The sequence below is a fragment of the Streptomyces sp. NPDC054883 genome, assembly GCF_053610645.1.
Genome location: NZ_JBSGYT010000001.1, coordinates 315,782 through 341,008, shown reverse-complemented (window position 1 = coordinate 341,008; position 25,227 = coordinate 315,782). Strand labels below are relative to the sequence as shown.

The 25,227-nt window shown below is 73.2% G+C and carries 27 protein-coding genes; 16 read left to right on the top strand and 11 right to left on the bottom strand.

Annotation, left to right across the window (positions count from 1 at the left end; genetic code table 11):
* Position 1 precedes the first annotated feature (1 nt).
* Positions 2-1,102, top strand: coding sequence for an NADH:flavin oxidoreductase/NADH oxidase (locus tag ACWGH1_RS01615; protein ID WP_453352461.1), 1,101 nt, complete (start codon positions 2-4; stop codon positions 1,100-1,102).
* A 137-nt stretch (positions 1,103-1,239) separates the two neighbouring features.
* A complete protein-coding gene (locus tag ACWGH1_RS01610; protein ID WP_453352460.1) occupies positions 1,240-1,605 on the top strand; it encodes an ArsR/SmtB family transcription factor in 366 nt (121 codons plus the stop codon).
* 3 nt (positions 1,606-1,608) lie between these two features.
* Here ACWGH1_RS01610 and ACWGH1_RS01605 read toward each other — a convergent pair whose 3' ends face one another.
* Positions 1,609-2,964: an FAD-dependent oxidoreductase gene (locus ACWGH1_RS01605; protein ID WP_453352459.1), complete on the bottom strand. Its 1,356-nt coding sequence runs from the start codon at positions 2,962-2,964 to the stop codon at positions 1,609-1,611.
* 53 nt (positions 2,965-3,017) lie between these two features.
* Complete coding sequence (locus ACWGH1_RS01600; RefSeq protein ID WP_453352458.1) at positions 3,018-3,683, bottom strand: DUF305 domain-containing protein; 666 nt, start codon at positions 3,681-3,683, stop codon at positions 3,018-3,020.
* Between the two features lie 77 nt (positions 3,684-3,760).
* On the opposite strand from ACWGH1_RS01600, the gene ACWGH1_RS01595 reads away from it, so the two are divergent.
* A complete protein-coding gene (locus ACWGH1_RS01595) occupies positions 3,761-5,257 on the top strand; it encodes an LVIVD repeat-containing protein (protein ID WP_453408333.1) in 1,497 nt (498 codons plus the stop codon).
* A gap of 10 nt (positions 5,258-5,267) precedes the next feature.
* Here the strand turns inward: ACWGH1_RS01595 and ACWGH1_RS01590 are convergent, their stop codons facing one another.
* From ACWGH1_RS01590 to ACWGH1_RS01575, 4 genes are all read right to left on the bottom strand, one after another.
* The gene (locus ACWGH1_RS01590; RefSeq protein ID WP_453357519.1) at positions 5,268-5,900 is read right to left on the bottom strand and encodes a TetR/AcrR family transcriptional regulator; all 633 of its coding nucleotides are present in this window, start codon (positions 5,898-5,900) and stop codon (positions 5,268-5,270) included.
* A gap of 160 nt (positions 5,901-6,060) precedes the next feature.
* A complete protein-coding gene (locus tag ACWGH1_RS01585) occupies positions 6,061-6,480 on the bottom strand; it encodes a hypothetical protein (RefSeq protein ID WP_453408332.1) in 420 nt (139 codons plus the stop codon).
* Between the two features lie 247 nt (positions 6,481-6,727).
* Positions 6,728-7,666: a M56 family metallopeptidase gene (locus ACWGH1_RS01580; RefSeq protein WP_453354068.1), complete on the bottom strand. Its 939-nt coding sequence runs from the start codon at positions 7,664-7,666 to the stop codon at positions 6,728-6,730.
* 79 nt (positions 7,667-7,745) lie between these two features.
* On the bottom strand, positions 7,746-8,324 hold the full coding sequence (locus ACWGH1_RS01575) for a DUF5134 domain-containing protein (RefSeq protein ID WP_453354067.1): 579 nt from the start codon (positions 8,322-8,324) through the stop codon (positions 7,746-7,748).
* A 131-nt stretch (positions 8,325-8,455) separates the two neighbouring features.
* Here ACWGH1_RS01575 and ACWGH1_RS01570 point away from each other — a divergent pair, with 131 nt between their 5' ends.
* Positions 8,456-8,995: a GNAT family N-acetyltransferase gene (locus tag ACWGH1_RS01570; protein ID WP_453354066.1), complete on the top strand. Its 540-nt coding sequence runs from the start codon at positions 8,456-8,458 to the stop codon at positions 8,993-8,995.
* Between the two features lie 24 nt (positions 8,996-9,019).
* Here ACWGH1_RS01570 and ACWGH1_RS01565 read toward each other — a convergent pair whose 3' ends face one another.
* The gene (locus ACWGH1_RS01565) at positions 9,020-9,703 is read right to left on the bottom strand and encodes a glycerophosphodiester phosphodiesterase (protein ID WP_453354065.1); all 684 of its coding nucleotides are present in this window, start codon (positions 9,701-9,703) and stop codon (positions 9,020-9,022) included.
* A gap of 346 nt (positions 9,704-10,049) precedes the next feature.
* Here ACWGH1_RS01565 and ACWGH1_RS01560 point away from each other — a divergent pair, with 346 nt between their 5' ends.
* From ACWGH1_RS01560 to ACWGH1_RS01540, 5 genes are all read left to right on the top strand, one after another.
* Positions 10,050-11,171 carry an LLM class flavin-dependent oxidoreductase gene (locus ACWGH1_RS01560; RefSeq protein ID WP_453354064.1) on the top strand — a complete coding sequence of 374 codons (1,122 nt, stop codon included), beginning with the start codon at positions 10,050-10,052 and terminating at the stop codon, positions 11,169-11,171.
* A 171-nt stretch (positions 11,172-11,342) separates the two neighbouring features.
* The gene (locus ACWGH1_RS01555; protein ID WP_453354063.1) at positions 11,343-12,749 is read left to right on the top strand and encodes a DUF6421 family protein; all 1,407 of its coding nucleotides are present in this window, start codon (positions 11,343-11,345) and stop codon (positions 12,747-12,749) included.
* 26 nt (positions 12,750-12,775) lie between these two features.
* Positions 12,776-13,537, top strand: a complete 762-nt coding sequence (locus tag ACWGH1_RS01550) for an SDR family NAD(P)-dependent oxidoreductase (RefSeq protein WP_453354062.1) — start codon at positions 12,776-12,778, stop codon at positions 13,535-13,537.
* Complete coding sequence (locus ACWGH1_RS01545) at positions 13,516-14,610, top strand: threonine aldolase family protein (protein WP_453354061.1); 1,095 nt, start codon at positions 13,516-13,518, stop codon at positions 14,608-14,610. Before ACWGH1_RS01550 ends, ACWGH1_RS01545 begins: the two co-directional genes overlap by 22 nt.
* 43 nt (positions 14,611-14,653) lie before the next feature.
* Positions 14,654-15,256, top strand: coding sequence for a transglutaminase-like domain-containing protein (locus ACWGH1_RS01540; protein ID WP_453354060.1), 603 nt, complete (start codon positions 14,654-14,656; stop codon positions 15,254-15,256).
* Here the strand turns inward: ACWGH1_RS01540 and ACWGH1_RS01535 are convergent.
* Entirely contained in the window at positions 15,192-16,424 is a 1,233-nt protein-coding gene (locus tag ACWGH1_RS01535) for an MFS transporter (RefSeq protein ID WP_453408331.1), read from the bottom strand. The genes ACWGH1_RS01540 and ACWGH1_RS01535 overlap by 65 nt on opposite strands.
* Positions 16,425-16,513: 89 nt before the next feature.
* A complete protein-coding gene (locus ACWGH1_RS01530; RefSeq protein WP_453356279.1) occupies positions 16,514-17,236 on the bottom strand; it encodes a lysophospholipid acyltransferase family protein in 723 nt (240 codons plus the stop codon).
* Between the two features lie 224 nt (positions 17,237-17,460).
* Here ACWGH1_RS01530 and ACWGH1_RS01525 point away from each other — a divergent pair, with 224 nt between their 5' ends.
* The 6 genes from ACWGH1_RS01525 to ACWGH1_RS01500 all read left to right on the top strand — a co-directional run bounded on the left by ACWGH1_RS01525 (position 17,461) and on the right by ACWGH1_RS01500 (position 22,084).
* On the top strand, positions 17,461-17,787 hold the full coding sequence (locus ACWGH1_RS01525) for a thioredoxin family protein (RefSeq protein WP_453356278.1): 327 nt from the start codon (positions 17,461-17,463) through the stop codon (positions 17,785-17,787).
* Entirely contained in the window at positions 17,784-17,987 is a 204-nt protein-coding gene (locus ACWGH1_RS01520) for a putative leader peptide (RefSeq protein ID WP_453356277.1), read from the top strand. Before ACWGH1_RS01525 ends, ACWGH1_RS01520 begins: the two co-directional genes overlap by 4 nt.
* 62 nt (positions 17,988-18,049) lie before the next feature.
* Positions 18,050-18,586: a flavin reductase family protein gene (locus ACWGH1_RS01515; RefSeq protein WP_453356276.1), complete on the top strand. Its 537-nt coding sequence runs from the start codon at positions 18,050-18,052 to the stop codon at positions 18,584-18,586.
* 202 nt (positions 18,587-18,788) lie between these two features.
* On the top strand, positions 18,789-19,574 hold the full coding sequence (locus tag ACWGH1_RS01510; protein WP_453408330.1) for an electron transfer flavoprotein subunit beta/FixA family protein: 786 nt from the start codon (positions 18,789-18,791) through the stop codon (positions 19,572-19,574).
* Between the two features lie 62 nt (positions 19,575-19,636).
* Positions 19,637-20,611 carry an electron transfer flavoprotein subunit alpha/FixB family protein gene (locus tag ACWGH1_RS01505; protein WP_453356275.1) on the top strand — a complete coding sequence of 325 codons (975 nt, stop codon included), beginning with the start codon at positions 19,637-19,639 and terminating at the stop codon, positions 20,609-20,611.
* A 174-nt stretch (positions 20,612-20,785) separates the two neighbouring features.
* Positions 20,786-22,084 (top strand): DUF6986 family protein, encoded by a 1,299-nt coding sequence (locus ACWGH1_RS01500; protein WP_453356704.1) that lies wholly within the window; start codon positions 20,786-20,788, stop codon positions 22,082-22,084.
* A gap of 33 nt (positions 22,085-22,117) precedes the next feature.
* On the opposite strand, the gene ACWGH1_RS01495 is transcribed toward ACWGH1_RS01500, so the two are convergent.
* Positions 22,118-23,107: a LacI family DNA-binding transcriptional regulator gene (locus ACWGH1_RS01495; protein WP_453356705.1), complete on the bottom strand. Its 990-nt coding sequence runs from the start codon at positions 23,105-23,107 to the stop codon at positions 22,118-22,120.
* Between the two features lie 209 nt (positions 23,108-23,316).
* Here ACWGH1_RS01495 and ACWGH1_RS01490 point away from each other — a divergent pair, with 209 nt between their 5' ends.
* Complete coding sequence (locus ACWGH1_RS01490; RefSeq protein WP_453408329.1) at positions 23,317-24,354, top strand: NUDIX hydrolase; 1,038 nt, start codon at positions 23,317-23,319, stop codon at positions 24,352-24,354.
* A gap of 126 nt (positions 24,355-24,480) precedes the next feature.
* On the opposite strand, the gene ACWGH1_RS01485 is transcribed toward ACWGH1_RS01490, so the two are convergent.
* Entirely contained in the window at positions 24,481-25,188 is a 708-nt protein-coding gene (locus ACWGH1_RS01485) for an MBL fold metallo-hydrolase (protein ID WP_453356148.1), read from the bottom strand.
* Between the last annotated feature and the right edge of the window lie 39 nt (positions 25,189-25,227).

Below are 25,227 nucleotides of genomic sequence, written 5' to 3'. Positions count from 1 at the left end.
GATGAGTGCCGCCCCGGCCGCCTTCGCCGCCTTGTTCCAGCCCTGCACCGTGCGGTCCGTGACCATCCCGAACCGCGTGTGGATGGCCCCGATGTGCCAGTACAGCGCCGAGCCCACCGGCCCCGGCGCGGGCGTGGCCAACGAGTGGCACGTCGCCCACTACGCGGCCCGCGCCGTCGGCGGCACCGGCCTGATCATCCAGGAGGCCACCGCCGTCTCCCCGGAAGGCCGGATCACCCCCTACGACCTCGGCCTCTGGAACGACGCCCAGACCGAGGCGCTGCGCCCGATCACCGCCTTCATCAAGGCGCAGGGCGCCGTGCCGGGCATCCAGATCGCCCACAGCGGCCGCAAGGGCTCCACCGAGCGGCCCTGGAAGGGCGGCCGGCCGGTCGGGGCCGAGGCGCACGGCTGGCAGCCCCTCGCCCCGAGCCCGGTGCCGTTCGCCGAAGGCGACCCCGTACCGCACGAGCTGACGGGGCAGGAGATCCGCACGGTCGTCGGCCAGTTCGCCGACGCCGCCCGGCGCGCCCTGGAGGCAGGCTACGAACTCCTCGAGATCCACGGCGCCCACGGCTACCTCATCGGCGAGTTCCTCTCCCCGCACAGCAACCGGCGCACCGACGAGTACGGCGGCTCCTTCGAGAACCGCACCCGCCTCGCCCTCGACGTCGTGGACGCCGTACGGGCGGTGTGGCCCGGGGAACTGCCGCTGTTCTTCCGGATCTCCGCCACCGACTGGCTGGCGGAACGGGGCTGGACCGCCGACGACACCGTCCGGCTGGCCGGACTGCTGCGCGAGCACGGCGTGGACCTGCTGGACGTCTCCACCGGCGGACTCGCCCCGCACGCCGAGATCCCGGTCGCCCCCGGCTACCAGGTGCCCTTCGCGGCCCGGGTCAAGCGCGAAACCGGCCTCCCGGCGGCCGCGGTGGGGCTGATCACCGAGCCCGCCCAGGCGGAGAAGATCCTGGCCAACGGCGAGGCGGACGCGGTCCTGCTCGGCCGCGAACTGCTGAGGGACCCCTACTGGGCCCGGCGCGCCGCCGTCGAACTGGGCGTGGAGCCCCGTACGCCCTCCCCGTACCACCGGGCCTGGTGAACCGGGGGCGGCGCCGATCGCCGCCCGCCCGGCCCCGCGTGTCCTACGATGGATCTCGTACCTCGGAGTCCGGGCGCGCGGCGCGGAGCCGACCCGGCCGGCCATGTGCACGAACGAGCGAGCGAGTGGAGGAGCAGATGCCGGAACCGGCCGCACCCACTCGCCCGCTCGCCCACCCCGAGACCGCCGAGATCCGGCTGGAGGGCGTCCTGCACGCCCTCTCCGACCCGGTCCGGCTGTCCATCGTGCGGGAACTGGCCGCGGCCACCGAGGAACTGGCCTGCTCCTCCTTCCTGCTGCCGGTCACCAAGTCCACCACCACGCACCACTTCCGCGTGCTGCGCGAGGCCGGCGTCGTTCGCCAGGCCTACCGCGGCACCACCAAGCTGAACGACCTGCGCCGCGCCGACCTGGAAACCCTCTTCCCGGGCCTCCTGGACACCGTCCTCATGGCGGCCGCCGCCGAAGCGGCCCGGCTGACCGGACCGGACGCCCGGTCCTGAGGACTACGTTCCCGCGGCACCCAGCAGGCCGGCCCAGTCCGGGATCTTTACCGAGCCGCGGCCCAGGGAGCGGCCCAGATCGGCCTCCGCCGACTCGATGGCCAGCCAGCCGGGCCACCGCACCGGCCGCAGGCCCGCCGCGCGCAGGGCGTCCAGCGGGTCCTGCGCCAGCTCGCGGGCGGCCAGTACCGCCGCGTCCTGGAGCAGCGAGGACGCCGTCTCCTTGGCGCACGGCCGGTTGGTGCCGATCACCCCGGTCGGGCCGCGCTTGATCCAGCCCGCGACGTATTCGCCGACCGAGGACCGGCCATCGCGCAGCACCCGGCCCGCCGCGTGCGGGACGGTGCCCGTCGCCGGGTCGAAGGGCAGCCCGGGCAATGGCACGCCCCGGTAGCCCACCGAGCGGAGCACCAGCTGCGCCTCGACGTCCTCGTACGCGCCCGTGCCGCTCACCCCGCCCCGGCCGTCGGGGGCGGTCCGCTCGAACCGCACCGCGGCGGCCCTCCCGTCCGGCCCGGCCAGCACCTCCACCGGCCGCAGGTAGAACCGCAGCGTGATGTTCCGCCCCGCCTCCTGCGGGTCCGCCGCGCTCCAGGCGCGCAGCACCTCCAGGTTCCGCCGGGCCGCCGCGGGCAGCGCGGCCGCCGCCCCCGGGTCCCCGTACGCGGCGTCCGGCGCGAGCTCGGCGGGATCCACCCGGACCCCCACGCCCGGCAGCGTGCCCAGCTCCCGCAGCTCCTTGGTGGTGAACTTGCCCTGCGAAGGCCCCCGCCGGGCCACCATCGACACCGCGCGCACCCCGCTGGCCGCCAGGGCGCCGAGCGCGGCCTGCGGCATGTCGGTCGGCGCGAGCTCGGGCACCCCGCGGGCCAGGATCCGGGTCACGTCGACCGCCACGTTGCCGGCGCCGACCACCACGGCCGACGCGACGCCGGAGAGGTCGAAGGCCGCGTCCGCCGCGTCGGGGTGCCCGCTGTACCAGGACACGAAGGCCGTCGCGGAGTGCACGCCGGCCAACTCCTCGCCCGGGATGCCCAGATGGCGGTCCTGGGCGGCGCCGACGCAGTACACCACCGCGTGGTACAGCTCGCGCAGCCGGGCCGTCGGCAGGGCCGGACCGCCCACCTCCACGTTGCCGAGGAAGCGGATCCGTTCGTCCTCCAGCACGGAGCGCAGACTTCCGGTCAGCGATTTGATCTTCTCGTGGTCGGGGGCCACCCCGTACCGCACGAGCCCGTACGGGGCCGGCAGCCGGTCCAGTACGTCCACCCGGACGCCCGGCACCTCGCGCTGCTGGACCAGGGTCTGCGCGGCGTAGACCCCGCTGGGGCCCGAACCGACGACGGCGACACGAAGCACGGCGGAGCTCCTCCCGCAGGTGATTCCCAGCATGACACCGGGTGCCGTACCCGTCAGCCCATCGCGCGCATCCGGTGGATCTCGGCGCTCTGCGTGGCCACCACCTCGGTCGCCATCTCCTCGATGGCGACGTTGTTGCCCTGGGCCAGCGCCTCGCCGGCCATCTTCAGGGCGCCCTCGTGGTGGGCGGTCATCAGGCGCAGGAAGAGCCGGTCGAACTCGGGGCCGCCGGCGCCGGCCAGCTCCCCCAGCTGCTGCTCCGTCGCCATCCCCGGCATCGCGCCGTGGTCGTGGCCGGCCGCGGCGCCGTCGGCGGAGGACGGCTCGGGGTAGCGCGCCAGCCACTTCTCCATCGCCGCGATCTCGGGCCCCTGCGCGGCGGCGATCCGCTCGGCGAGGCGCTTGACCCCGTCCGCCGAGGCCCGCTCCGGCGCCAGCGCGCTCATCGCCAGGGCCTGGCGGTGGTGTTCGACCATGTGACGCACATAGGCGTGGTCGGCGGCGTTGGGCGTGTCGTCGGGCCGCTCCTTCGCGGCCTGTCCGGGCGAGAGCGTCCGGGCCTCCTCGCCCGGTCTGCCGGGGGCGACCACGAACGGCTTGCCGTCGTCCGCCCCGTCCGCCCGGCCGTCCCCCTGGCAGCCGGTGAGGGTGAACAGGAGCCCCGCGGCGAGGGCCGCCGCGCCCAGGAATCGGCCGAGTAACGCATTTGCCATGTCCATGGAAAGGAACATACTGCCGGGGTCCAGGTTCCGTTCACCGTACGAACGGAAACGCACGGGCCCCCACGGGAGGCACAGTGACCTCGTTGCACACCACCAGAGTGCGGCCCCGGAGCCTGGGGGCGGCCCTCGCGGCCGCCGGGCTCCTCACGGCGCTGCTGGCGGGCGCCGGACCGGCGTCCGCCACCCCCGACCCGGGCGATCTGACGCCCGGCTCCTCCTCCGGCGCCGCCACCCCCCGGAGCGCCGCCGCCGCGCCGGACCGCGAACTCGCCCCGGGCGAGATACCGGGCCGGGACGAGATCGTGCACAGCAAGAACATCACACCCCTGGCCAACGTCCCGAGCAGCTATCCGAGCGGCATCAACTCCGACCTCGCCTTCCAGGACCAGTACGCCTACGCGGGCAGCTACGACGGTTTCACGATCTACGACATCGGCAACCCCAAGGCGCCGAAGACCGTCGCCACCGTGCTCTGCCCCGGCGGCCAGAACGACGTCTCCGTCTACGGCGACCTGCTGTTCCTCTCCACCGACTCCTCCCGCAGCGACGACTCCTGCCACAGCGTCTCGCAGCCCGCGACGGAGAAGTCCTCCTGGGAGGGCATCAAGATCTTCGACGTCAAGGACAAGAAGCACCCGAAGTACATCAAGTCCGTGGAGACCTCGTGCGGCTCCCACACCCACACCCTGGTGCCGGGCGGCCGCGACATCTACCTGTACGTCTCCTCGTACTCGCCGAGCGAGGCCTTCCCGGACTGCCTGCCGCCGCACGACGGCATCTCGGTCGTCAAGGTCCCGAGGAAGGACCCGACCCGTGCGGCGGTCGTCGCCTTCCCGGTCCTCTTCCCGGACGGCGGCAACCCGGGCGCGCCCGCCAACCCGGGCGTCTCCAAGACCACCGGCTGCCACGACATCACCGTGCTGCCCTCCAAGAACCTGGCCGCGGGCGCCTGCATGGGCGACGGCATCCTCTTCGACATCAGCGAGCCGGAGCAGCCGCGCGTGATCGACCGCGTGCAGGACAACGTCAACTTCTCGTTCTGGCACTCCGCCACCTTCAACGAGCGGGCGGACAAGGTGGTGTTCACCGACGAGCTGGGCGGCGGCGGCAGCGCCACCTGCAACGAGGCCACCGGTCCGGACCGGGGCGCCGACGGCATCTACGACATCACCGGCCGCGGCGACCAGCGCAAGCTGGTCTTCAAGAGCTACTTCAAGATCCCGCGCCACCAGGCCGACACCGAGAACTGCGTGGCCCACAACGGCTCGCTGATCCCGGTCGGCGGCCGGGACGTCATGGTCCAGGCCTGGTACCAGGGCGGTGTGTCCGTATGGGACTTCACCGACTCCACCCGTCCGGAGGAGATCGGCTACTTCGAGCGCGGCCCGCTGACCACCGACACGCTCGGACTCGGCGGCTCGTGGTCGGCGTACTACTACCGGGGCCACATCTACTCGAACGACATCGTCAAGGGCCTCGACGTGCTCCGGCTCGACGACCGGCGCACCGACAGCGCCAAGTGGGTGTGGCCGGACCGGCTCAACGTGCAGAGCCAGCCCGCCTACCACTGACGCCGGCCGCTCACCGGCGCGGCAGCGGAAAGGTTCCGCCGGGCGGTGCGCCGTCCGGCGGGACGCCGAGCTCCCACTCCAGTCCGTACCGCTGGAACAGCTCGGCCCGCAGCCGGGCGGCGGGCATCGGCGCCCCCGGCAGCAGGACCGCCACCACGGCGCCCATCAACAGGGCCCGCAGGAGCGGGTAGTCGGTCTCCACGTCCGCCGAGCCGTACCGGGTGACGGTGTCCGTCAGCAGCTCCGCGAGGCGCTGCTGTTCGGCGCACCGGACGAAGCCCTCCGCCTGGAGGATGCCCGCCATGTGCGTGCGCATCAGCCGGGGCCGCTCCACGGCCAGCCCGAGGATCGCGTCGATGGCGCGGGCCATGCGCTCGCGGCCGTCGTCGGTGCGCGGCGGCCGCTCCAGGGCCGCCTCCAGGGTCTGGTGCATCAGCCGGTGGACGGCGGACTGGAGCAGCTGGCGTTTGCCGGGGAAGTAGTACGAGACCAGGCCCCGGGCGGCGCCGGCCCGGTCGGCGATGTCGCCGAGGGTGGTGGCTTCGTAGCCGCGCTCGCCGACGAGCTCGACCGTCGCCCGGAGCAGCCGTTCCCGGGAACGTCTGCGCAATTCTTCATTGACCGATGGGCTGCGCGGGACCATGCTTACTCCTGCGTTGACTGGCTCCGAGCCAATATACTCAGCGCGCGGGGCTGCCGCTCTGGGCGACGCGGGGGATCGCCCAGAGCGGCCGGCCCGATCCGGCCGGCCCGATCCGGCCGGCCCGGACCGGACGGTGCGGTCGGGCCCGTCGCCGGAGCGCTCAGACCTGCCCGGGGCCGGGCAGTACGAAGTGGGCGCCCAGGCCCGCACCGTCGACGTGGACGACGTGCCGGCCGACGCGGACGGTCTGGCTTCCGCCCGCGCGCCAGGAGCCCTCGGGCCCTTCGGTGCCGCCCAGCGGCGTCCACACCTCCAGGAACGTGCTCCCGTCGGTGTTCGTGCCGGTCTCGACCATGCCGTCGCCCTCCGGTCGCAGGGCCCCGGTGTCCTCGCCGGGGGAGCCGACCTCATGGTGGAAGGTGACCCGCTGCCCGTCGTAGGAGGTGGTCCCGGCGAAGCCGCGGCTGTCGGCGTAGCAGGGGCCGCTCTGGAGCCAGACGACGTGCTCGTCCTCGCGCAGCGGTCCGCCGTCGCGGCTGATTCCGGCGCGCAGCCAGGCGCCGGGGGTGGGGGTGTCCATGACCTCAGCCTGCCAGGCGGCCGGCAGCTGTCCGGCCGGTCATGTGACGGTCCGGTCTCGTCGCTCATCGCCGGTCTTCGGCACACCGGAACCCCTACGGCGTCGGGGGCGTCCGCGAGCGCATCGACGAGCGGGTCGGCGACACCTGCCGGCGCTCCGTCCGCGCAGGCGGCACACTCGCACACGCGCTGCTCGCCGACCGCCTCTGCCAACAGCACCCCACTCCTCGGCGGCCGCCCACGGCCGGCTAGGCGAGCGCGCTCAGGCCCGGGACGAAGGCCACCGCCAGCGGCAGTGCGGGCAGCAGCGTCGCCAGCGCCGTCAGCCGCAGCCGCCGGGCCGGGGACAAGCGCGGGGCGGCGGACAGCAGCCGGCGCACCCGCTGGGGGACGTGCGCCTCCGGGGCGGCGCCCAGGCCGAAGACCCCGCGGTCCTCGTTGAGGCCGACCAGGGCCAGCGCGACGGTGAGCCGTCCGAACCGCCGCGAGGCCACGTCGTCGGCGGCGAGTTCCACCAGGCGGTGCATCTCCGCCTCGAACGCCGCGAACACCGGCACCTGCGGGAAGCCCCCGGCCAGCGCCCGCGAGCAGTGCAGCAGCCAGTCGTGGCGGGCCGCCACGTGCCCCTGCTCGTGGGCCAGGACGGCGTCCAGCTGGCTGCCCTTGAGCCGGCCGAGCGCGGCGGTCGTGACCACCAGCTGCGGCACCGTACCCGGCTGCCACCACGCCTCCGGCCGCGGCCCCTCCAGGACGACGAGCCGCGCGGCCTGCGGGTCCTCCCCGGGCAACAGCGGGGCGCGCGCCAGCAGTTCGGCGCCGCGGGCGCGCCGTCGGGCCCGCGCCCGCAGCACTTCGCGGGTCAGCATCGCGCCGGTCCACAGGCCCCCGCCCGCCAGCGCCAGGGCGGTGGCGGCGGCCCACGTGCCGCCCGCCGCCCCCAGTGCATAGGCGTCGACCACCCCGTGCGGGGCGGCGGCGAAGAGCCGTCCCCGGACCGCCTGCCAGGCCGCCGCCGCGCTCAGCAGCATCGATAGCGCCAGGCACAGCAGCACCGCGCCCACCACGCACTGCCATACCCACAGCGCCACGACCGGCTCACGGTCGGGCCACCCGGCCCGGGCCAGCAGGCGGGGGGCGAGCACCGCGGTCAGTGCGCCGAGCAGCAGGAGAGCGGCGGGGACCATCATGGCCGCCAGCCTATGAGCGAGCCGCTACCTACGGGTACGGTCGGCGCCATTGGTGACGCAGGACACGTTTCGGCGCCGTTCACATGCTCAGCAGCATCGCCAACATCCCTATGCCCATGGTCAGTCGGCAGGCCCGGACCAGCTCGCCCGGAGCATCCGCGGCGGACTCCGCCCCCGCGGCGGCCGGCCGCGCGCCGCCCGCCGTCACCAGCCGGGCCCCGCCCAGCAGGACGTACGCCGCGAAGTACACGAGCAGCGCCCCGCTCACCAGCGGCAGCCCGGCACTTTGTCCGGACGCGTGCCCGTGCGCGTGCCCGGCGCCCGCCGACAGCCCGAGGTACGCCATGTAGGCCATCGCCAGTGCGCCGACCGCGTGGTGCGGGTGGTGGGTGTGGCGCAGGCCGCCCCGCAGCAGCCACAGTGCGTGCGCGGCGATCCCGCAGAAGACGCCCAACAGGATGCCGGGCCCCCACGGGCCGGTGCCCGACGGTGCGGCCATCACGGCCATCCCCCAGCCCATCAGGGCCTCGCCCGTCGCCGCGCCGCGCGCCGGCCGGTCCGCTCTGCGGGCCCGCAGCAGGCAGTACGTACCGCTGGTCGCGCAGAGCGCGACGAGCAGCCAGCCCGAGGCGGCGGAGGACAGCGCGGATCCGTGCACGGCGGAACCTCCCGGTTCGTCGGCGTCAGGAGAAGAGATGCCCCTGCGCGCGGGCCCGCACGCCGACCCGGGATAGGCTCTGCGTGCCGTACCCGGCATGTCATATGCCGATCAGAAGAACGGAGTCGTCGATGCCGACCGCCCACCCCGCCGCCCTGAGCTTCCGGCCCGCCGTCGAGGCGGACGTACCGGAACTGGTGGCGCTCGTCGAGTCGGCCTACCGCGGTGACGCCAGCCGGGCCGGCTGGACCACGGAAGCGGACTACCTCGACGGCCAGCGCACCGACCCGGACGGGGTCCGCCAGATCATCGAAGACCCGGACGGCGTGCTGCTCGTGGTCGAGCGCGCGGGCGAAGTAGTCGCCTGCTGCCAGCTGGAACACCGGGGCGATCACGCCTACTTCGGGATGTTCGCCGTGCGCCCCGGGCTGCAGGGCGGCGGCCTCGGCAAGGAGGTCCTGGCCGAGGCCGAGCGGCGCGCCCGCGAGGAGTGGGGCGCGGAGGAGATGCGGATGACCGTGGTCAACGTCCGGGAGGAACTCATCGCCTACTACGTGCGCCGCGGCTACCGGCGCACCGGCGAGCTGAGCCCCTTCCCGTACGGCGACGAGCGCTTCGGCATCCCGCTCCGCACCGACCTGGCCTTCGAGCTGCTGGTCAAGCCGCTGTAGCGGAACCGGGCCGGGCCGCTCGGCTCAGGCGGTGAAGCGGCCCGTGCTGCGGATCTCCGGGAAGCCGGTCAGCGCGCCGTCCAGCTCGAGCGCGCGCGCCAGCCGCAGCTGGTCCAGGGAGTCCACCGTCCAGCCGGTCACCCGCAGCCCGGCCGTGTGCGCCGCCTCCACCGTCTCCAGGGTGATCCGGCGCAGCCGCAGGGCGATCGTCCGGGCGTGCGTGGCGAGCGCCCGGTCCACCACGTCGGCTCCGTACGGATCCGCGTACAGGATGGTGCGCAGGCCCGGCACCCGCCGCGCCGCTCCGGCCAGGACCGCGTCCTGGAACGACGCCACCTCGACACGGGCGGCCAGGTCGCGGCGCAGGACCAGGTCCGCGAGCGCCTGGGCTGCGGCCTCGTCCTGCACCGAAACCTGGAGCGGGATGCGCACCGCCTCCAGCGCCTCCTCCAGCAGCGGTACGCGTTCACCCTCTCCGGCGTCCAGCTCGCGCAGTTCGGCCAGGGTCAGTTCGGCGACGGCGCCGGCGCCGTCGGTCGTGCGGTCGACCTCGCTGTCACGGAGGACGACGAGCGCGCCGTCCTTGCTCAGGCGCGCGTCCATCGCGATGACGTCCATACCGCAGCGTTCCGCGCGGACGAAGGACCGCAGGGTGTTCTCCGGTTCGACACCCATGACCCCGCGGTGACCGATGGTGAGGAAAGTCAAGGTTCTCTCGCTTCCGTCGACGGCGGCTCCCGCGCGGTCGCGGTGTCCCGACCGGCCGCGCGCGGTGAGGACGCATGCTAGTGCGCCCCGGTCGCGATGGGACCGCCCGTGCGGCGCCCCGCAAGACCGGCCCGGCCGCTTCCCGCCAGGGCCGCGCGCCCCCGGCGCCGCGCTGCGCCGTCACCCGCGGGTGGGCGCGTCCCCGCTGAATTGACGACGGGGTCCGGCGGTCGCCGCGGACGCGTACCGCACGGGGTCTTGCCACTTCGACTTATGACTACTAGTCATATTCCTATTCGAAGCAAGTCCTTGTCCGGGACGCGTCGGACGCGACCTTGGAGGCACCGTGAAATTCTCCGTGATCTTCGAAGCACAGCTGGCCGACCCGACCGTGGAACGGGAACACCAGGTCATCCGCGACTGCGTCGAACAGGCCGTGCTCGCCGAACGCATGGGATTCGACCGGATCTGGGCGGTCGAGCACCACGCGCTCAAGTGGTACGCACACCTCTCCAGCCCCGAGATCTTCCTGACCTGGGTCGCGGCGCGGACCAGCACCATCCGCATCGGCCACGGCGTCGTCTGCATGCCTTTCCGCTTCAACCACCCGGTCCGGGTCGCCGAGCGGGCCGCGATGCTCGACCTGCTCTCCGGCGGACGGCTCGACCTGGGCGCCGGGCGCGGCGGCACCACGCAGGAGACCTCGCTGTTCGGAGTGGACAAGGAGCGGACCACCGCCGAGGTGGAGGAGGCGCTGCGGATCATCGGGCGGGCCTGGCGGGAGGAGGAGCTGGAGTACCACGGGGAACTGCTGGACATCGGACCGCATCCGATCCTGCCCCGGCCGGCCCAGAGGCCGCACCCGCCGCTGTTCCTGGCCTGCAGCCGGACCGAGACCCTGGAGCAGGCGGCGGAGCTGGGCGTCGGCGCGCTGGTGATGGGCTTTGCCGGACCCGGTTCGATCGCCGGGATGCGGGCCGCGTACGACGCCGCGATCGCCCGGCGGGACGGCACGCGCTTCGTGTCGAGCGCGGTGAACGACCACTTCTCGGTGCTCTGCCCCACCATCGTGCTCGACGACCCGCAGGAGGCCCGCCGGATCGGCATCCGGGGCCAGCGGTTCTTCGCCCAGTCCATCGGCCACTGGTACGGCGGGGCGGGCGTGCCCGACGAGGCCGTGGTGGCGGGCGCCGACGAGGCCGCGGGGATGCGCGAGGCGGCCGAGCAGGTGGTGGCCCGCCTGCACGAGCTGGAGATCCCGGTGCGGCCCACGTCGACGGCCACCTTCAACGCCGATCACGCCTACGGGAGCGCGGAGGAGGCCGTCGCGTACGTCGAACGGCTCCGCGCGGCCGGGGCCGACGAGGTGATGTGCCTCATACAGATGGGGACGGTGCCGCAGGAGGCCTGTCTGGAGACCTTGCGCCAGTGGGGGGACAAGGTGATCCCGCGCTTCAGGAACGCGTAGGCGCACAGGGCCGGATGAACGCCCGGAGCGATTGCCTCCGCACCGTAGGACGGGAAGAATTCCCGTGGAGTGGGGGGTCGTGCAGGATATTTTCCCGAGTCTCCTCTTGAACAGGAGAGCCTCACGCGCTTACGCTGCCCAGACGTGAGGTTCTCCTGTGGAGGAAGTGACATGACGGAAACTCTTGTGCCGGGCACCGGTGGCGCCGTGATAACCGCCGGGATGCGGGTGGTCGACCACCCGGCGTGGCCCGAGCTCAAGGCCGCCGTGGAGGAGATCCGCCCCTGGCAGGCCGCGGACGGTTCCATCGACTTCGAGGCGGAGGCCGCCCCCGACCGGTCCGACGCCGCCACGGCCGTAGAGCGCGTGGTCGCCGCCGTGGAGGCGCTGTCGCCGCTGCTCCCGCACGCCACCGCCTACCACCGGGCCCTCGTCGCCGACCTGCGCAAGTGGGCCGGGGCGGGCTTCCCGGTGCCGGACTTCCTCGACTCCCTGCTGGCCTTCCAGCCGGCTGCCGAGCGCGCCGACGGGCTCCAGCACCTGGTGATCTTCCCGATGTACACCCAGAACGGGAACCCGGACCGCAACCTCGAGGCCCTCGTGCTCAAGATGGTGTGGCCCGAGTGGCTCTCCGAGCTGGAGCGCACCCGGTACGACAACCCGCTCTTCCTCGGCATCACCTTCGAGGACTTCACCCCGGGCTACGACACCCACTCAGCGGTCCTCTTCCCGGAGACCATCGCCGTGCGCGAGGCCCCCGAGCGGTTCACCTGGGGCGGCATCTTCTGCGACCGCGAGGCCGCCCGCTACCGCAAGGTGACCGCGGCCGCCGTCGACATCCTCGGCATCGAGCTGCCCGAGGACATCGCCCGGATGGTCGAGGACCAGGAGCGCTGCGAGAAGGCCTTCGTCCTGTGGGACATGGTCCACGACCGCACCCACAGCCACGGCGACCTGCCGTTCGACCCCTTCATGATCAAGCAGCGCCAGCCGTTCTGGATGTACGGCCTGGAGGAACTGCGCTGCGACCTCACCGCCTTCAAGGAGGCCGTGAAGCTGGAGTCCGAGGGCAACGAGCACGGCCGTGACGTGCAGTACGCCGTCCTCTTCGACCGCATGTTCCGTTTCCCGGTCTCCGGTGACCGCAACCGGAACTACGACGGCCTCGGCGGCCAGCTGCTCTTCGCCTACCTGCACAAGCACGACGTCGTGCGCTGGACGGACAACACCCTCAAGATCGACTGGATGCGTGCCCCGCAGGTCACCAACCAGCTCTGCGCCGAGATCGAGGACCTCTACCGGGCCGGCATCGACCGCCCGAAGCTCGTCCACTGGTTCAAGGCGTACGAGCTCGTCTCCACCTACCTGGCCCCGCACCCGGGCTCCAAGTGGGCCAAGGGCCCCGATGCCCTCGACCTGACGCTGCCGCCGCGCAAGCTCGTGGACGACGTGCTTCCGGACGAGTTTCCGCTGAGCATGTTCTACGAGGCGCTCGCCAAGAAGCTCAAGGGAGTGATCGCCTCCACGAAGGGCATCACTGCTGTGAACGCTGACGACGCGCAGCGAGTGGCCGCGTGACCACTCGCCCTCAGGAGGCTGCACGGATGAACGGCTCGGGGAACGACAACGCGAAGCTGCAGGGGGCCGTGGTGGCGGTGGCCGGGGCCGGCGGCCCCGCCGGGCGCGCCGCCCTGCTCCGCCTGGCCGAGGCCGGCGCGACCGTCGTCGCGTCGGACGCCGACCCGGCGCGCCTCGCCGAAGCCGTGGACGCGGCCCGGTACGCCCATGGCGGCGCGACCGTCATCGGGGACACCGTCGACCTGCTCGACCTGGCCGCCACCAAGGCCTGGGCCGAGCGGATCGAGAAGGACTTCGGCCGCGTCGACGGCCTGGTCCACCTCGTCGGCGGCTGGCGCGGGAGCGCCTCCTTCACCGAGACGGACCTGGCGGACTGGGACTTCCTGGAGAAGCTGCTGATCCGCACCGTTCAGCACACCTCGATCGCGTTCCACGACGGCCTGCTCCGCAGTGACCGCGGCCGCTACGTCCTGGTCAGCCAGTCCGGCGCCCACAAGCCGGTCGCCAACAACGCCGCCTACAACGCGGGCAAGGCCGCCGCCGAGGCCTGGACGCTGGCCATGGCCGACTCCTTCCGCAAGGCGGGGGGCGAGGACGGCCCGCAGGCCGCGGCTGCGATCCTGGTCATCAAGGCATTGGTGCACGACGCCATGCGCGCGGAGCGCCCCAATGCGAAGTTCGCGGGCTTCACGGACGTCAAGGAGCTGGCCGAGGCCATCGCCGGCGTATGGGGCGAGCCCGCCTCCGATGTGAACGGACAGCGTCTGTGGCTCACTCCGCAACCGTGAGAACCGCGAGCGGGACGACCGATGCGCGCCGCCACCACGACCCGACGGTGCGCGGATTCGCCAGCGACAACTACGCGGGGGTGCATCCGGAGATCCTGGAGGCCGTCGCGCTGGCCAACGGCGGCCACCAGGTCTCCTACGGCGACGACGAGTACACCGAACACCTGCAGAAGATCTTCCGCAGCCACTTCGGGCCGTACGCTCAGGCCTTCCCGGTCTTCAACGGCACCGGCGCCAACGTCACCGCCCTCCAGGCGATGACCGACCGCTGGGGCGCCGTGGTGTGCGCCGAGTCGGCGCACATCAACGTGGACGAGGGCGGTGCGCCCGAGCGGATGGCCGGGCTCAAGCTCCTCACGGTCCCCACTCCCGACGGCAAGCTCACCCCCGAGCTGATCGACCGGCAGGCGTGGGGCTGGGAAGACGAGCACCGGGCCATGCCGCAGGTCGTCTCGATCACCCAGAACACCGAACTCGGCACGGTCTACACCGTCGAGGAAGTCCGGGCGATCTGCGACCACGCGCACTCCCTGGGCATGAAGGTGCACCTCGACGGCGCCCGGATAGCCAACGCCGCCGCCTCGCTCGACGTGCCCATGCGCGCCTTCACGAACGCGGCCGGCGTGGACGTGCTCTCGTACGGCGGCACCAAGAACGGCATGATGGCCGGCGAGGCCGTGGTCGTCCTGAATCCCGATGCCGTGCGGCAGATGAAGCACGTCCGCAAGATGTCGATGCAGCTGGCGTCGAAGATGCGGTTCGTATCGGTGCAGTTGGAAGCGCTGCTCGCGAAGGACCTGTGGCTGCGCAACGCCCGCCACGCCAACGCGATGGCGCAGCGGCTCGCGGCGGGCGTCCGGGAGACGGACGGGGTCCGGATCCTGTACCCGGTGCAGGCGAACGCGGTGTTCGCGCGGCTGCCGCACGAGGTCTCGCGGCGCCTGCAGCAGCGTTACCGCTTCTACTTCTGGGACGAGATCGCCGGCGATGTCCGCTGGATGTGCAGTTTCGACACGCAGGAGGAGGACGTGGACGGCTTCCTCCAGGCGCTGAAGGAAGAGCTCGCCCGGTAACTCGATAGTCATGCGGTTGACCGCATAGGTATGCTCCTGGATCATGGAACTGATCCAGGAGCATTCCGACGTATCCGCCTACCTGGCCGCCGACGAGGCGATCGACCACGGGCACCCGCTCGTCCGCGAGACCGCCGACGCGCTGTGGACCGCCGTCGGCGGCGAACCGTACGCCTATGCCGAAGCGGCGTTCGAGTTCGTGCGCGACACCGTCCCGCACTCCGGCGACTCGGGGGACATGCGCGTCAGCTGGCGCGCCTCCGACGTGCTGGACACGCGCAACGGCATCTGCCACGCCAAGTCCCACGCCCTCGTCGCCCTCCTGCGCGCCAAGGGCGTCCCCGCCGCCCTCTGCTACCAGCGCCTCACCGAGGACGACGGCTCCCAGCCCGTCCTCCACGGGCTGGTCGCCCTGCGGCTGCCCGGCGGGGACCGCTGGGCCCGGCTGGACGCACGCGGCAACAAGCCCGGAGTGGACGCCCGGTTCGACCTGGACCGGGAGCAACTCGCCTTCCCCGTCCGCCCCGAACTCGGCGAAGTGGACTACCCGACGCTGTACGCCGCCCCGCACGCGGGCGCGCTCACGGCGCTCCGGGAGTCCGCGGACCGGCCGGAGCTGTGGCGGAGGCTGCCGACGGCCCTGTAAGCGCCGCGGCCGGCCCGGGCCGGGTCAGCCACATCTGCACCAGGGCCGCGGCCGCCTGTAGCCCGGCGATCCCCAGCAGCAGGGTCCGGGGCGGCGCCCCGGCCGCCAGCCCGACCAGGGCGGCGCCCGCCGAGGCGGCCGTCAGCTTGAGCCCGGCGCCCAGGGTGAACACCTGCGTCCGCACCGCGGCGGGGGCGTACTCCGAGCGGATCCGCAGGGTGGCCGTGAGCAGTGGGCCGTCGCACACCCCGGCCGCGGCGAAGGCGGCTGCCGTCCAGCCCACGGAAGGCGTGAACGCGGCCGCGGCCAGGGCCACCGCGGTCCCGGCCAGCGCCCCGCAGACCAGCGGGCCCGGCGCCACGCTCGTGACCCGGCCCAGCGTCAGGGAGCCGGCGAGCGCGCCCACCGCGAAGGCCGTCATCAGCACCCCGCCCGCGTCCGGGCTGCCCAGGGCCGAGGCCAGCAGCACCGCGGTGGTGGTGAGGGCGCCGACGCCGGCGAAGGCCAGGGTCGTCGCCGAGGTGACGGCCCGCAGCTGACGCACCCGCCACAGGGCGGTGAGCCCCGCGCCCAGCCCGGCCCGGGGCCCGTCGGACGGGGAGCCCGCGCCCCGGCCCTCGTAGCGCAGGCTCGCCGCCAGGACCGCGGCCAGCGCGCCGGACGCCGCCAGCAGACCCATCGCCGGCCCCGCCGAACCCGTTGCCGCCACCACGCTGACGGCCGCCGGGGCGGTGACCGCGGCGGCGTTGTAGGTCGACGCGTCCCACCCGTACGCCCGGTCCCGCGCGGGCCCCGCCGGGACCAGCCCGGCGACCAGGCTCGACAGCCCGCCCGTCACCATCGGCCCGCACGTGCCGCCGAGCAGCGCGACCGCCAGCACCACCCCGGTCGGAGCCCGCCCCAGCAGCAGCGCCAGCGCCGCCACGGCGGCCGTGAACCCGCCCAGCGCGCCCGCGTAGAACAGCCGCGGCCGGCGGGCCCGGGCCGCCGCCGCCCCGGCCAGCGGAGCGGCCAGTACGTGCGGAGCCAGCCAGGCGGTGAGTACGAACGCCCCGTGCGCGGCGCTCCCCGTCCGCTCCAGGGCCAGCAGCACCACGGCCATCCCCATGCCCTCGGAGGCGAACCGCGCCGCGAGCGCCGCCCCCAGGTACCGCCCGAACCCCCGCACCGGTGAACCCCCTCGAGGTGCTGCCACGTGCCGACGGCTCAGACGCTACGGGAGCCGGGGGTACGGCGGAAGCAACGGCCTCCGGCGGCCTAGCCCGCTTCCTTGACCTGGGCCGGGGTCGGGGCGGTGCCGCCCAGGTGCGCCGGCAGCCACCAGGCGTCCTCCGGGCCCTTCGGCTTGGCCGGATACGCCCGCTGCGCGGCGTCCAGCAGTTCCTGCACCCGCTCGCGCAGGCGGCGGGTGATGGCCCCGGCGTACTGGTCGGCCGGCGCCTCCAGCGGCTCGCCCACCCGCATCGTCACCGGGATGTGGCTGCGCTTGAGGTCCTTCGGGCGGCCCTTGGTCCACAGCCGCTGGGTGCCCCACAGGGCGACGGGGATCAGCGGGACGCCGGCCTCCTGCGCCATCCGGGCCGCACCCGACTTGAAGCTCTTGAGCGTGAAGGACTGGGAGATGGTCGCCTCGGGGAACACCCCGATGATCTCGCCGGAGCGCAGCGAGTCCAGCGCGTGCTCGTACGCCGTTTCGCCCTGCGCGCGGTCCACCGGGATGTGCTTCATCGCGCGCATCAGCGGGCCGGACACCTTGTGCCGGAAGACCGACTCCTTCGCCATGAACCGCACCAGCCGCTTCTGCGGGCGCGCGGCCAGACCGGCGAAGATGAAGTCGAGGTAGCCGATGTGGTTGGAGACGAGGACCGCCCCGCCCTTGCGCGGGATGTTCTCCGTACCCTTCATGTCGATACGGATGTCCAGCGCGCGGAAGAGCGTGTGCGCGGCGCCGATGACGGGAGGGTAGACGAGCTCAGCCATGGTGGGGAGACCCCGCTTTCTGCCTGGGGAGGTGCTCCCGGCTGGAAGTTACGGAAGCGTAGGTACGCGACCATGGGGATGGTGCCCCACATACCGGCCGATGAGCCAGTCCAGACGCGTGTGCCCGGGGAGATTCTCGTCACGCCGGGAATGCCGTGCCCCGGTGGGGCGCTCGTGATCAGCGTACGACCGGAGCAGGAGCCGGGACAGCGAGGGGAGCCGGGGTGAACGGACGCGGGGACGGAGTACGGCTGGGTGCGGCCGAACTGGGTGCGGAACCGGGGGAGCGGGCCACCCTGGTGCAGTTCTCCAGCGCGTTCTGCCAGCCCTGCCGGGCGACCCGGCGGATCCTGGCCGATGTCGCCTCCATGGTGGACGGTGTCGCGCACGTGGAAGTGGACGCCGAGCGCAACCTCGCACTCGTGCGCGCCCTGGGCATCGAGAAGACCCCCACCGTGCTGGTGCTGGACGCGACCGGGCTGGTCGTCCGTCGGGCCGCCGGGATGCCGCGCAAGGCCGACGTGATCGCCGCCCTGGGCGCCGCCGTATGACGGGCGGGGTGCGGGGCCGGGACCGTACGCGCCGGCGCGCGCCCGTACCCGGCGTGACGCGCCCGACATCTGGCCGGTGCGGCTTGACTGCGTACGCGAGAGATCGCGAGGCTGGCCGCATGAGGTATGAACTCCTGCTTTACGGACGGGTCCACGTGGACCTGGTCCGCTACGCGAGCGCGCGCTGTTGGGATCACTGAACGCCCCCGACCCCCGATCCCCGAAAGTGCCCGCGCCCGGCGCGGCAGAAGGAAGCCCCCTCATGACGGCCCAGACGGCACCGTCCCCCCGTTTCGGCACCGGCACGGCCGGATCCCCCGACCTCCTGCGCTCCGTCTTCCGGCAGCACGCCGCAGGAGTCGCGGTCATCACCGCCACAACGAGCGGCGGTGCCCCGGTGGGGTTCACCGCGACCTCGCTCAACTCCGTCTCCGCCGACCCGCCGCTGCTGTCCTTCACGATCGGCACCGGCTCCTCCAGCTGGCCCGCGATACGCGACTCCGAGCACCTCGGCGTGCACATACTCGCCGAGCACCAGCGGGACCTGGCCGGACTCTTCGCGCGCAGCGGCGCCGACCGCTTCGGGCCGGACACCGACTGGACCGACGGCCCGCAGGGGGTGCCGGTCCTGTCCGGAGTACTGGCGTGGCTGGTGTGCCGGGTGGCGGCGCGGGTGCCTGCCGGCGCACACCGGGTGATCATCGCCGAGGTGGTGGCGGGGGACCCCGCGGGCCACGGCGGCGGCGAGGGCCGTCCCCTCCTCTACCACCAGGGCCGCTTCAACGCGCTGCGGGACTGAATCGTCCCTGCTGGGGCGGGTTCGGGTGGCGTTGGCCAGATCACAGTTCGACGGCCTTGCAACCGGGGAAGACCCACTGTGTACTGACGAGTAACATTCCCTTCGGGGCGCGGGCCGCCCCGATCGGGATCCGCCCGGCAAGGCGCCTATGCTGCCTGCACAAGGCGGTACCAGAAAAAGACGATGCGGTAGGAGAGTCGGCGTGAGCCTGAGGATCGTTGTCTGTGTGAAGTACGTACCCGACGCCACCGGCGACCGGCACTTCGCCGATGACCTGACCGTCGACCGCGACGACGTCGACGGTCTGCTGTCGGAACTCGACGAGTACGCGGTCGAGCAGGCGCTCCAGATCGCCGACGAGGCGGACGACGCGGAGATCACCGTCCTGACCGTCGGTCCCGAGGACGCCAAGGACGCGCTGCGCAAGGCGCTCTCCATGGGCGCCGACAAGGCCATCCACGTCGAGGACGACGACCTGCACGGCTCCGACGTCATGGGCACCTCGCTCGTGCTCGCCAAGGCCATCGAGAAGGCCGGCTACGACCTGGTCATCACCGGCATGGCCTCCACCGACGGCACCATGGGCGTGCTCCCCGCGATCCTGGCCGAGCGCCTGGGCGTCCCGCAGGTCACCCTGCTCTCCGAGGTCAAGGTCGAGGACGGCGCCGTGACCGGCCGCCGCGACGGCGACACCGCCAGCGAGCAGCTCCAGGCCTCCCTGCCGGCGCTCGTCTCGGTGACCGACCAGTCGGGCGAGGCCCGCTACCCGTCCTTCAAGGGCATCATGGCGGCCAAGAAGAAGCCGGTGGAGTCCTGGGACCTGGAGGAGCTGGAGCTCGACGCCGAGGAGGTCGGCCTGGAGGGTTCCTGGACCACGGTCGACTCCGCCGCGCAGCGCCCGGCCCGTACCGCCGGCACGATCGTCAAGGACGAGGGCGAGGGCGGCAAGCAGCTGGCCGAGTTCCTGGCGGGCCAGAAGTTCATCTAAGAGCTTCAGCCGACACCCTCTCGATCGCCCCCTGACTACTTCGCATTCGCAGGAGCACTCCCATGGCTGAAGTCCTCGTCTACGTCGACCACGTGGACGGCGCCGTCCGCAAGCCCACCCTCGAACTGCTCACCCTGGCCCGCCGCATCGGCGAGCCCGTCGCCGTCGCCCTCGGCGGCGGTGCGGACGACACCGCCGCGGTGCTCGCCGAGCACGGTGCGGTCAAGGTCCTGACCGCCGACGCCCCCGAGTTCACCGAGTACCTCGTCGTACCGAAGGTGGACGCGCTCCAGGCCGCGTACGACGCCGCGTCCACCGCGGGTTCCCTGGCCGCCGTGCTCGTCCCGTCCTCCGCCGAGGGCAAGGAGATCGCGGCCCGCCTCGCGGTCCGCATCGGCTCCGGCATCATCACCGACGCCATCGACCTGGAGGCGGGTGACGAGGGCCCGGTCGCCACGCAGTCCGCGTTCGCCGCGTCCTTCACCACCAAGTCCCGCGTCTCCAAGGGCACCCCGGTCATCACCGTCAAGCCGAACTCGGCTCCGGTCGAGGCCGCCCCGGCCGCCGGCGCCGTCGAGGCGCTCGCCGTCACCTTCGGCGCCCTGGCCACCGGCACCAAGGTCGTCTCCCGCACCCCGCGCGAGTCCACCGGCCGCCCGGAGCTGACCGAGGCCGCGATCGTGGTCTCGGGTGGCCGCGGAGTCAACGGCGCCGAGAACTTCCACCTCATCGAGGACCTCGCGGACTCCCTCGGCGCGGCGGTCGGCGCCTCGCGCGCCGCCGTCGACGCCGGCTGGTACCCGCACACCAACCAGGTCGGCCAGACCGGAAAGTCGGTCTCCCCGCAGCTGTACATCGCCTCCGGCATCTCCGGCGCGATCCAGCACCGGGCCGGCATGCAGACCTCGAAGACCATCGTGGCCATCAACAAGGACGCCGAGGCCCCGATCTTCGACCTGGTCGACTACGGCGTGGTCGGCGACCTCTTCACGGTCGTCCCGCAGCTGACCGAGGCGATCAAGGCCCGCAAGGGCTGACCTGCGCTTCTCCTCTCCGTCGTACGTACTCGGGGCCGTGTGGTGTTTCTCACCACACGGCCCCGAGTCGTTCGCCCCGAGCGACGGAGGGACCATTGACGGAGCGGAACCCCGTGGCTAAATTCTGCTATGCGGATCTAAGCTTCCGTGAAGCGGAAAAGAGGAGAGTGCACGATGGGTCAGCAGGAGAAGGTGGCGACGAGCCTCGCAGGCGCGGTCAGCGAGGGCATCAGCGCCTCCCTCGCCCCGGTGGACGCGGAACTCGCGCGGCACTACCCGGGCGACCCCGGGACCCGTCAGCCCATCCACACCGTCTACGTGCCCGGTGACGTCTTCGCCGCCGGCACCATCCGCTCCTGGGGCGACCAGGCCCTCGCGGCCCTCGACGAGCACGCCCCGGACGCCGCCACCTTCGCCAAGGTGCTGGGCATCTCCGAGGAGCTGGCCGGGCCCGTCTACGAGCGCGTACGCGCCAAGCTCGCCTCCGAGCCCATCGAGGACCTGCGCGTCGACTTCGAGGACGGCTTCGGCGTCCGCTCCGACGAGGAAGAGGACCAGGCCGCCGCCCGCGCCGCCCGCCTCGTCTCGGAAGCCTTCGCCAACGGCACCAACGCCCCGTACATGGGCATCCGCATGAAGTGCATGGAGTCCAACGTGCGCGACCGCGGCATCCGCACCACGGACGTCTTCCTCTCCGGGCTCCTGGAACACGGCGACCTGCCCGAGGGCCTCGTCCTCACCCTTCCCAAGGTCACCTACGCCGAGCAGGTCAGCGCCTTCGTCGAGCTGCTGGAGGCCTTCGAGACCGCCCGGGGCCTGCGCCCGGGCCGGATCGGCTTCGAGATCCAGATCGAGACCAGCCAGTCGATCCTCGCCGCCGACGGCACCGCCACCGTGGCCCGCATGATCGAGGCCGCCAAGGGCCGCGCCACCGGCCTGCACTACGGCACCTTCGACTACAGCGCCTGCGTCGGCGTCTCCGCCGCGTACCAGTCGAGCGACCACCCCGCCGCCGACCACGCCAAGGCGATCATGCAGGTCGCGGCCGCGGGAACCGGCGTACGCGTCTCCGACGGCTCGACGAACGTCCTGCCGATCGGTACCACCGAGCACGTCCACGAAGCCTGGAAGCTGCACTACGGACTCACCCGGCGCGCGCTCGCCCGGGCCTACTACCAGGGCTGGGACATGCACCCGGGCCACCTGCCGACCCGTTACGCGGCCGTCTACACCTTCTACCGGGAGGGCCTCGAAGCGGCGGCCGCGCGTTTGAAGGCGTACGTGGCCAAGATCGAGGGCGACGTGATGGACGAGCCCGCCACCGCCAAGGCGCTGGCCGGCTACCTGGTCCGCGGCCTCGACTGCGGGGCCGTCGGCACCGAAGAGGTCACGGTCCTGACCGGCCTCACCCGCGCCGAGCTGGACGCCTTCGCCATCCCGCGCCGCTCGGCGACGCTGAAGGCGAACGCCTGAGTGCAGGTGCCGGCCTGGAACCCCGCGCGGGTTTCAGGCCGGCGCCGGGGGGAGTTCGCCCGAGCCGCGCGGGACGAGGCGGGTGGGGAGCTCGATGCGGGCCGGGGGGAGACCGGCGCCCGCCAGACGCTGGAAGAGCCGGTCGGTGGCGACCCGCCCCAGGGCCGCCGCGTCCTGGGCGACCACCGTCACGCCGGGGCGCAGCAGGTCGGCCAGCTCGAAGTCGTCGAAGCCGACCAGGGCCACGGGGCGCTGTTCGGCGTACAGGACGCGTACCGCCGTGACCGTCACCCGGTTGTTGCCCGCGAACAGGGCGGTGACCGGCTCCGGGGCCCTCAGCATCCGGCGGGCGGCGGCCGTGACCGCGTCCGGGGCGGTCGGGCCCAGAGCCACCCAGGACTCGTCCACCGGCAGGCCGGCGGCCGCCATCGCCGCGCGGTAGCCCCGCAGGCGCTCCGTCGCCGTGTGGATGCGCGGGTGGTCGCCGATGAAACCGATCCGGCGGTGGCCCGCGGCTATCAGGTGCGCGACGCCGTCCCGGGCGCCGCCGAAGTTGTCCGACAGGACCACGTCCGCGTCGATCCGGCCCGCGGGCCGGTCCACGAACACCGTGGCCACGCCCGCCCGGATCTCCGGCTCCAGGTAGCGGTGGTCGTCCCCGGCCGGGATCACGATCAGCCCGTCCACCCGGCGGGCGCACAGGGCGAGGGCCAACTCCCGCTCCCGGTCGGGATCTTCGGCGCTGGAGCCGTTGATGAGCAGGGCGCCGTGGGCGCGGGCGACTTCCTCCACGGCCCGGTTCAGCGGCCCGTAGAAGGGATCGGCGAGGTCCTCCAGGACGAGGCCCACGGTGGCGGTCCGGCCCTTGCGCAGCACGCGGGCGCTGTCGTTGCGGCGGAACCCCAGGGTCTCGATGGCCTCTTGGACGCGCCGCTCGGTGTCGGGCGTGACCCCCGGCTCGCCGTTGACCACCCGCGAGACCGTCTTGAGGCCGACGCCCGCCTGGGCGGCCACGTCCTTCATGGTCGGCCGGTTCCCGTAACGGGGTACGGACGGGCGGCGGGTGTGGGGCACGGGACCTCCGGCGAAGCGGTCGGGCGGAGCCCGGGCGGGGGCCCGGGGCAGGCTCTGACCTTGAGGATAAGCACTCCGCCGGGGAGCGGGTTTCCGTGGCAGGGTGAGGCGGGCAAGCCACTGGGGGCTTCGAGGCGAGCCATCGGAGAGGGGTAGACGTGATTGTCTGGATCAACGGCACGTCCGGTGCCGGGAAGACCAGCACGGCCCGCGAACTGACCGGACTCCTGCCGGACAGCACCGTGTTCGACCCGGAGTTCATCGGTGACGCGCTCCGGGTGCTGCTGCCGCGCAAGCGGCTCGCGGAGGTCGACGACTACCAGGACCTGCCGAGTTGGCGGCGGCTCGTCGTGGAGACGGCGGCGGCGATGCTGGCGGAGCTGGGCGGGGTGCTGGTCGTGCCGATGACGCTGCTGCGCCAGGAGTACCGCGACGAGATCTTCGGCGGCCTCGCGGCGCGGCGGATACCGGTGCGGCATGTGCTGCTGGCTCCCGGGGAAACGATTCTGCGCGAACGTATCGCCACGCGGGAGGAACCGGGGGAGGCCCAGGAGGCAGACCTCCTGGCCAGGCGGTGGGCGTACGACCACATCCCCGCGTACCGGCAGGCGCTGGGCTGGCTGACGGCCGACGCCCATGTCATCGACAACGGGCGGCTGACGGTGCGGGAGACCGCGGAGCGGATCGCGGAAGCGGTGCGGACGGGGTCGGCGCCGGTGTGCGAGATCGTCCAGACGCCCGAGCCGACGCGGGAGACGGTCGCTTCGGGGGTGCTGCTCTTCGACGAGGCGGGCCGGGTGCTCCTCGTCGATCCGACGTACAAGCCCGGGTGGGAGTTCCCGGGCGGCGTCGTGGAGCCGGGCGAGGCGCCGGCGTGCGCGGGGGTGCGGGAGGTCGCGGAGGAGCTGGGCCTGGCGCTGGAGCGGTCGCCCGAGCTGCTGGTGGTCGACTGGGAACCGCCGGTGTCCCCGGCGTACGGGGGGCTGCGGCTGCTGTTCGACGGGGGGCGGCTGGGGGAGCGGGAGATCGCCGGGCTGCGGTTGCCGGGGCCGGAGCTGCGGGAGTGGCGGTTCGCGACGGAGACGGAGGCCGCCGGCATGCTGCCGCCGGTCCGCTTCGAGCGCCTCCGTTGGGCCCTGCGGGCCCGCGAACGCGGCCGTCCCCTGTACCTGGAGGCGGGCCGCCCGGTCCCGTAGGCCGGCCCGTCCTGTATGCCGCCGGGTCCTGGGTCCCGTAGTCCTGCCGGGCCCATAGTCCTGCCGGGCCCATCGCCCCGGCGGATCCGGCGGGCGCGCGGCCCCGCCGGGTCCCGCCGGGCACGGTCAGGCGGTGGCGGCGGCCGTGGCGGCGGCCCGCAGGGTGTCGGCCGCGGCGGTGGTCAGGGGGTCGCCGTGGCCGAAGCAGGCCACCGACGGCGCCAGACCGGCCAGGCGGCGGAAGGAGGCGACGGCCTGGACGCGGTCGACGTTGAACACGCCCGGCATGACCTGGCCGACTCCCGCGACGCAGTCCCCGGTGAACAGCACGCCGTGCTCCGGCAGGTGCACGGCGACGCTGCCCGGCGTGTGTCCGGGCGCGTGCACGATCACCGCGCCGTCCCCGAACGGCAGCCGCTCCCCGTCCTCGACCTCCTGGTCCACCCGGGTCGGCGGGGCCTCCGGGACGGTCAGGCCGTGCTCGTACAGCGGGACTTCCCAGTCCAGCAGCACCGGCTCCGGCACCGGCTCCTCGCCCCGGACCACGGGGGCGTCGAGCCGGTGCGCCACGATCCGCGCGCCCCACCGGTCGGCGAGTTCGCCCGCCGCGCCCACGTGGTCGCGGTGGCAGTGGGTCAGCACGATCCGCTCCAGCCGCTCCGGGAGCAGCCCGAGCGAACGGATCGCCCCCTCGATCGCATCCGCGGCCCCCGCGGGCCCGGAGTCGATCAGCGTCAGCGCCGCGCCGTCGCGCCACAGGTACGCCTGGCCGATGGGAAAGCGCAGCATGTGCAGGCGGTGGGGTACGACCTCCACCAGTTCGAGTTCGGTCATGCGTCCAACGTATGCGTGCAGGCTCCGCCTTCGGTGCGC

Bases quoted from the DNA above. Each gene is read 5' to 3' on its own strand.
- ACWGH1_RS01615 (WP_453352461.1), top strand. From the start codon at position 2: ATGAGTGCCGCCCCGGCCGCCTTCGCCGCCTTGTTCCAGCCCTGCACC.
- ACWGH1_RS01610 (WP_453352460.1), top strand. From the start codon at position 1,240: ATGCCGGAACCGGCCGCACCCACTCGCCCGCTCGCCCACCCCGAGACC.
- ACWGH1_RS01600 (WP_453352458.1), bottom strand. From the start codon at position 3,683: ATGGACATGGCAAATGCGTTACTCGGCCGATTCCTGGGCGCGGCGGCC.
- ACWGH1_RS01590 (WP_453357519.1), bottom strand. From the start codon at position 5,900: ATGGTCCCGCGCAGCCCATCGGTCAATGAAGAATTGCGCAGACGTTCC.
- ACWGH1_RS01585 (WP_453408332.1), bottom strand. From the start codon at position 6,480: ATGGACACCCCCACCCCCGGCGCCTGGCTGCGCGCCGGAATCAGCCGC.
- ACWGH1_RS01580 (WP_453354068.1), bottom strand. From the start codon at position 7,666: ATGATGGTCCCCGCCGCTCTCCTGCTGCTCGGCGCACTGACCGCGGTG.
- ACWGH1_RS01570 (WP_453354066.1), top strand. From the start codon at position 8,456: ATGCCGACCGCCCACCCCGCCGCCCTGAGCTTCCGGCCCGCCGTCGAG.
- ACWGH1_RS01555 (WP_453354063.1), top strand. From the start codon at position 11,343: ATGACGGAAACTCTTGTGCCGGGCACCGGTGGCGCCGTGATAACCGCC.
- ACWGH1_RS01550 (WP_453354062.1), top strand. From the start codon at position 12,776: ATGAACGGCTCGGGGAACGACAACGCGAAGCTGCAGGGGGCCGTGGTG.
- ACWGH1_RS01540 (WP_453354060.1), top strand. From the start codon at position 14,654: ATGGAACTGATCCAGGAGCATTCCGACGTATCCGCCTACCTGGCCGCC.
- ACWGH1_RS01530 (WP_453356279.1), bottom strand. From the start codon at position 17,236: ATGGCTGAGCTCGTCTACCCTCCCGTCATCGGCGCCGCGCACACGCTC.
- ACWGH1_RS01520 (WP_453356277.1), top strand. From the start codon at position 17,784: ATGACGGGCGGGGTGCGGGGCCGGGACCGTACGCGCCGGCGCGCGCCC.
- ACWGH1_RS01515 (WP_453356276.1), top strand. From the start codon at position 18,050: ATGACGGCCCAGACGGCACCGTCCCCCCGTTTCGGCACCGGCACGGCC.
- ACWGH1_RS01505 (WP_453356275.1), top strand. From the start codon at position 19,637: ATGGCTGAAGTCCTCGTCTACGTCGACCACGTGGACGGCGCCGTCCGC.
- ACWGH1_RS01500 (WP_453356704.1), top strand. From the start codon at position 20,786: ATGGGTCAGCAGGAGAAGGTGGCGACGAGCCTCGCAGGCGCGGTCAGC.
- ACWGH1_RS01495 (WP_453356705.1), bottom strand. From the start codon at position 23,107: ATGAAGGACGTGGCCGCCCAGGCGGGCGTCGGCCTCAAGACGGTCTCG.
- ACWGH1_RS01485 (WP_453356148.1), bottom strand. From the start codon at position 25,188: ATGACCGAACTCGAACTGGTGGAGGTCGTACCCCACCGCCTGCACATG.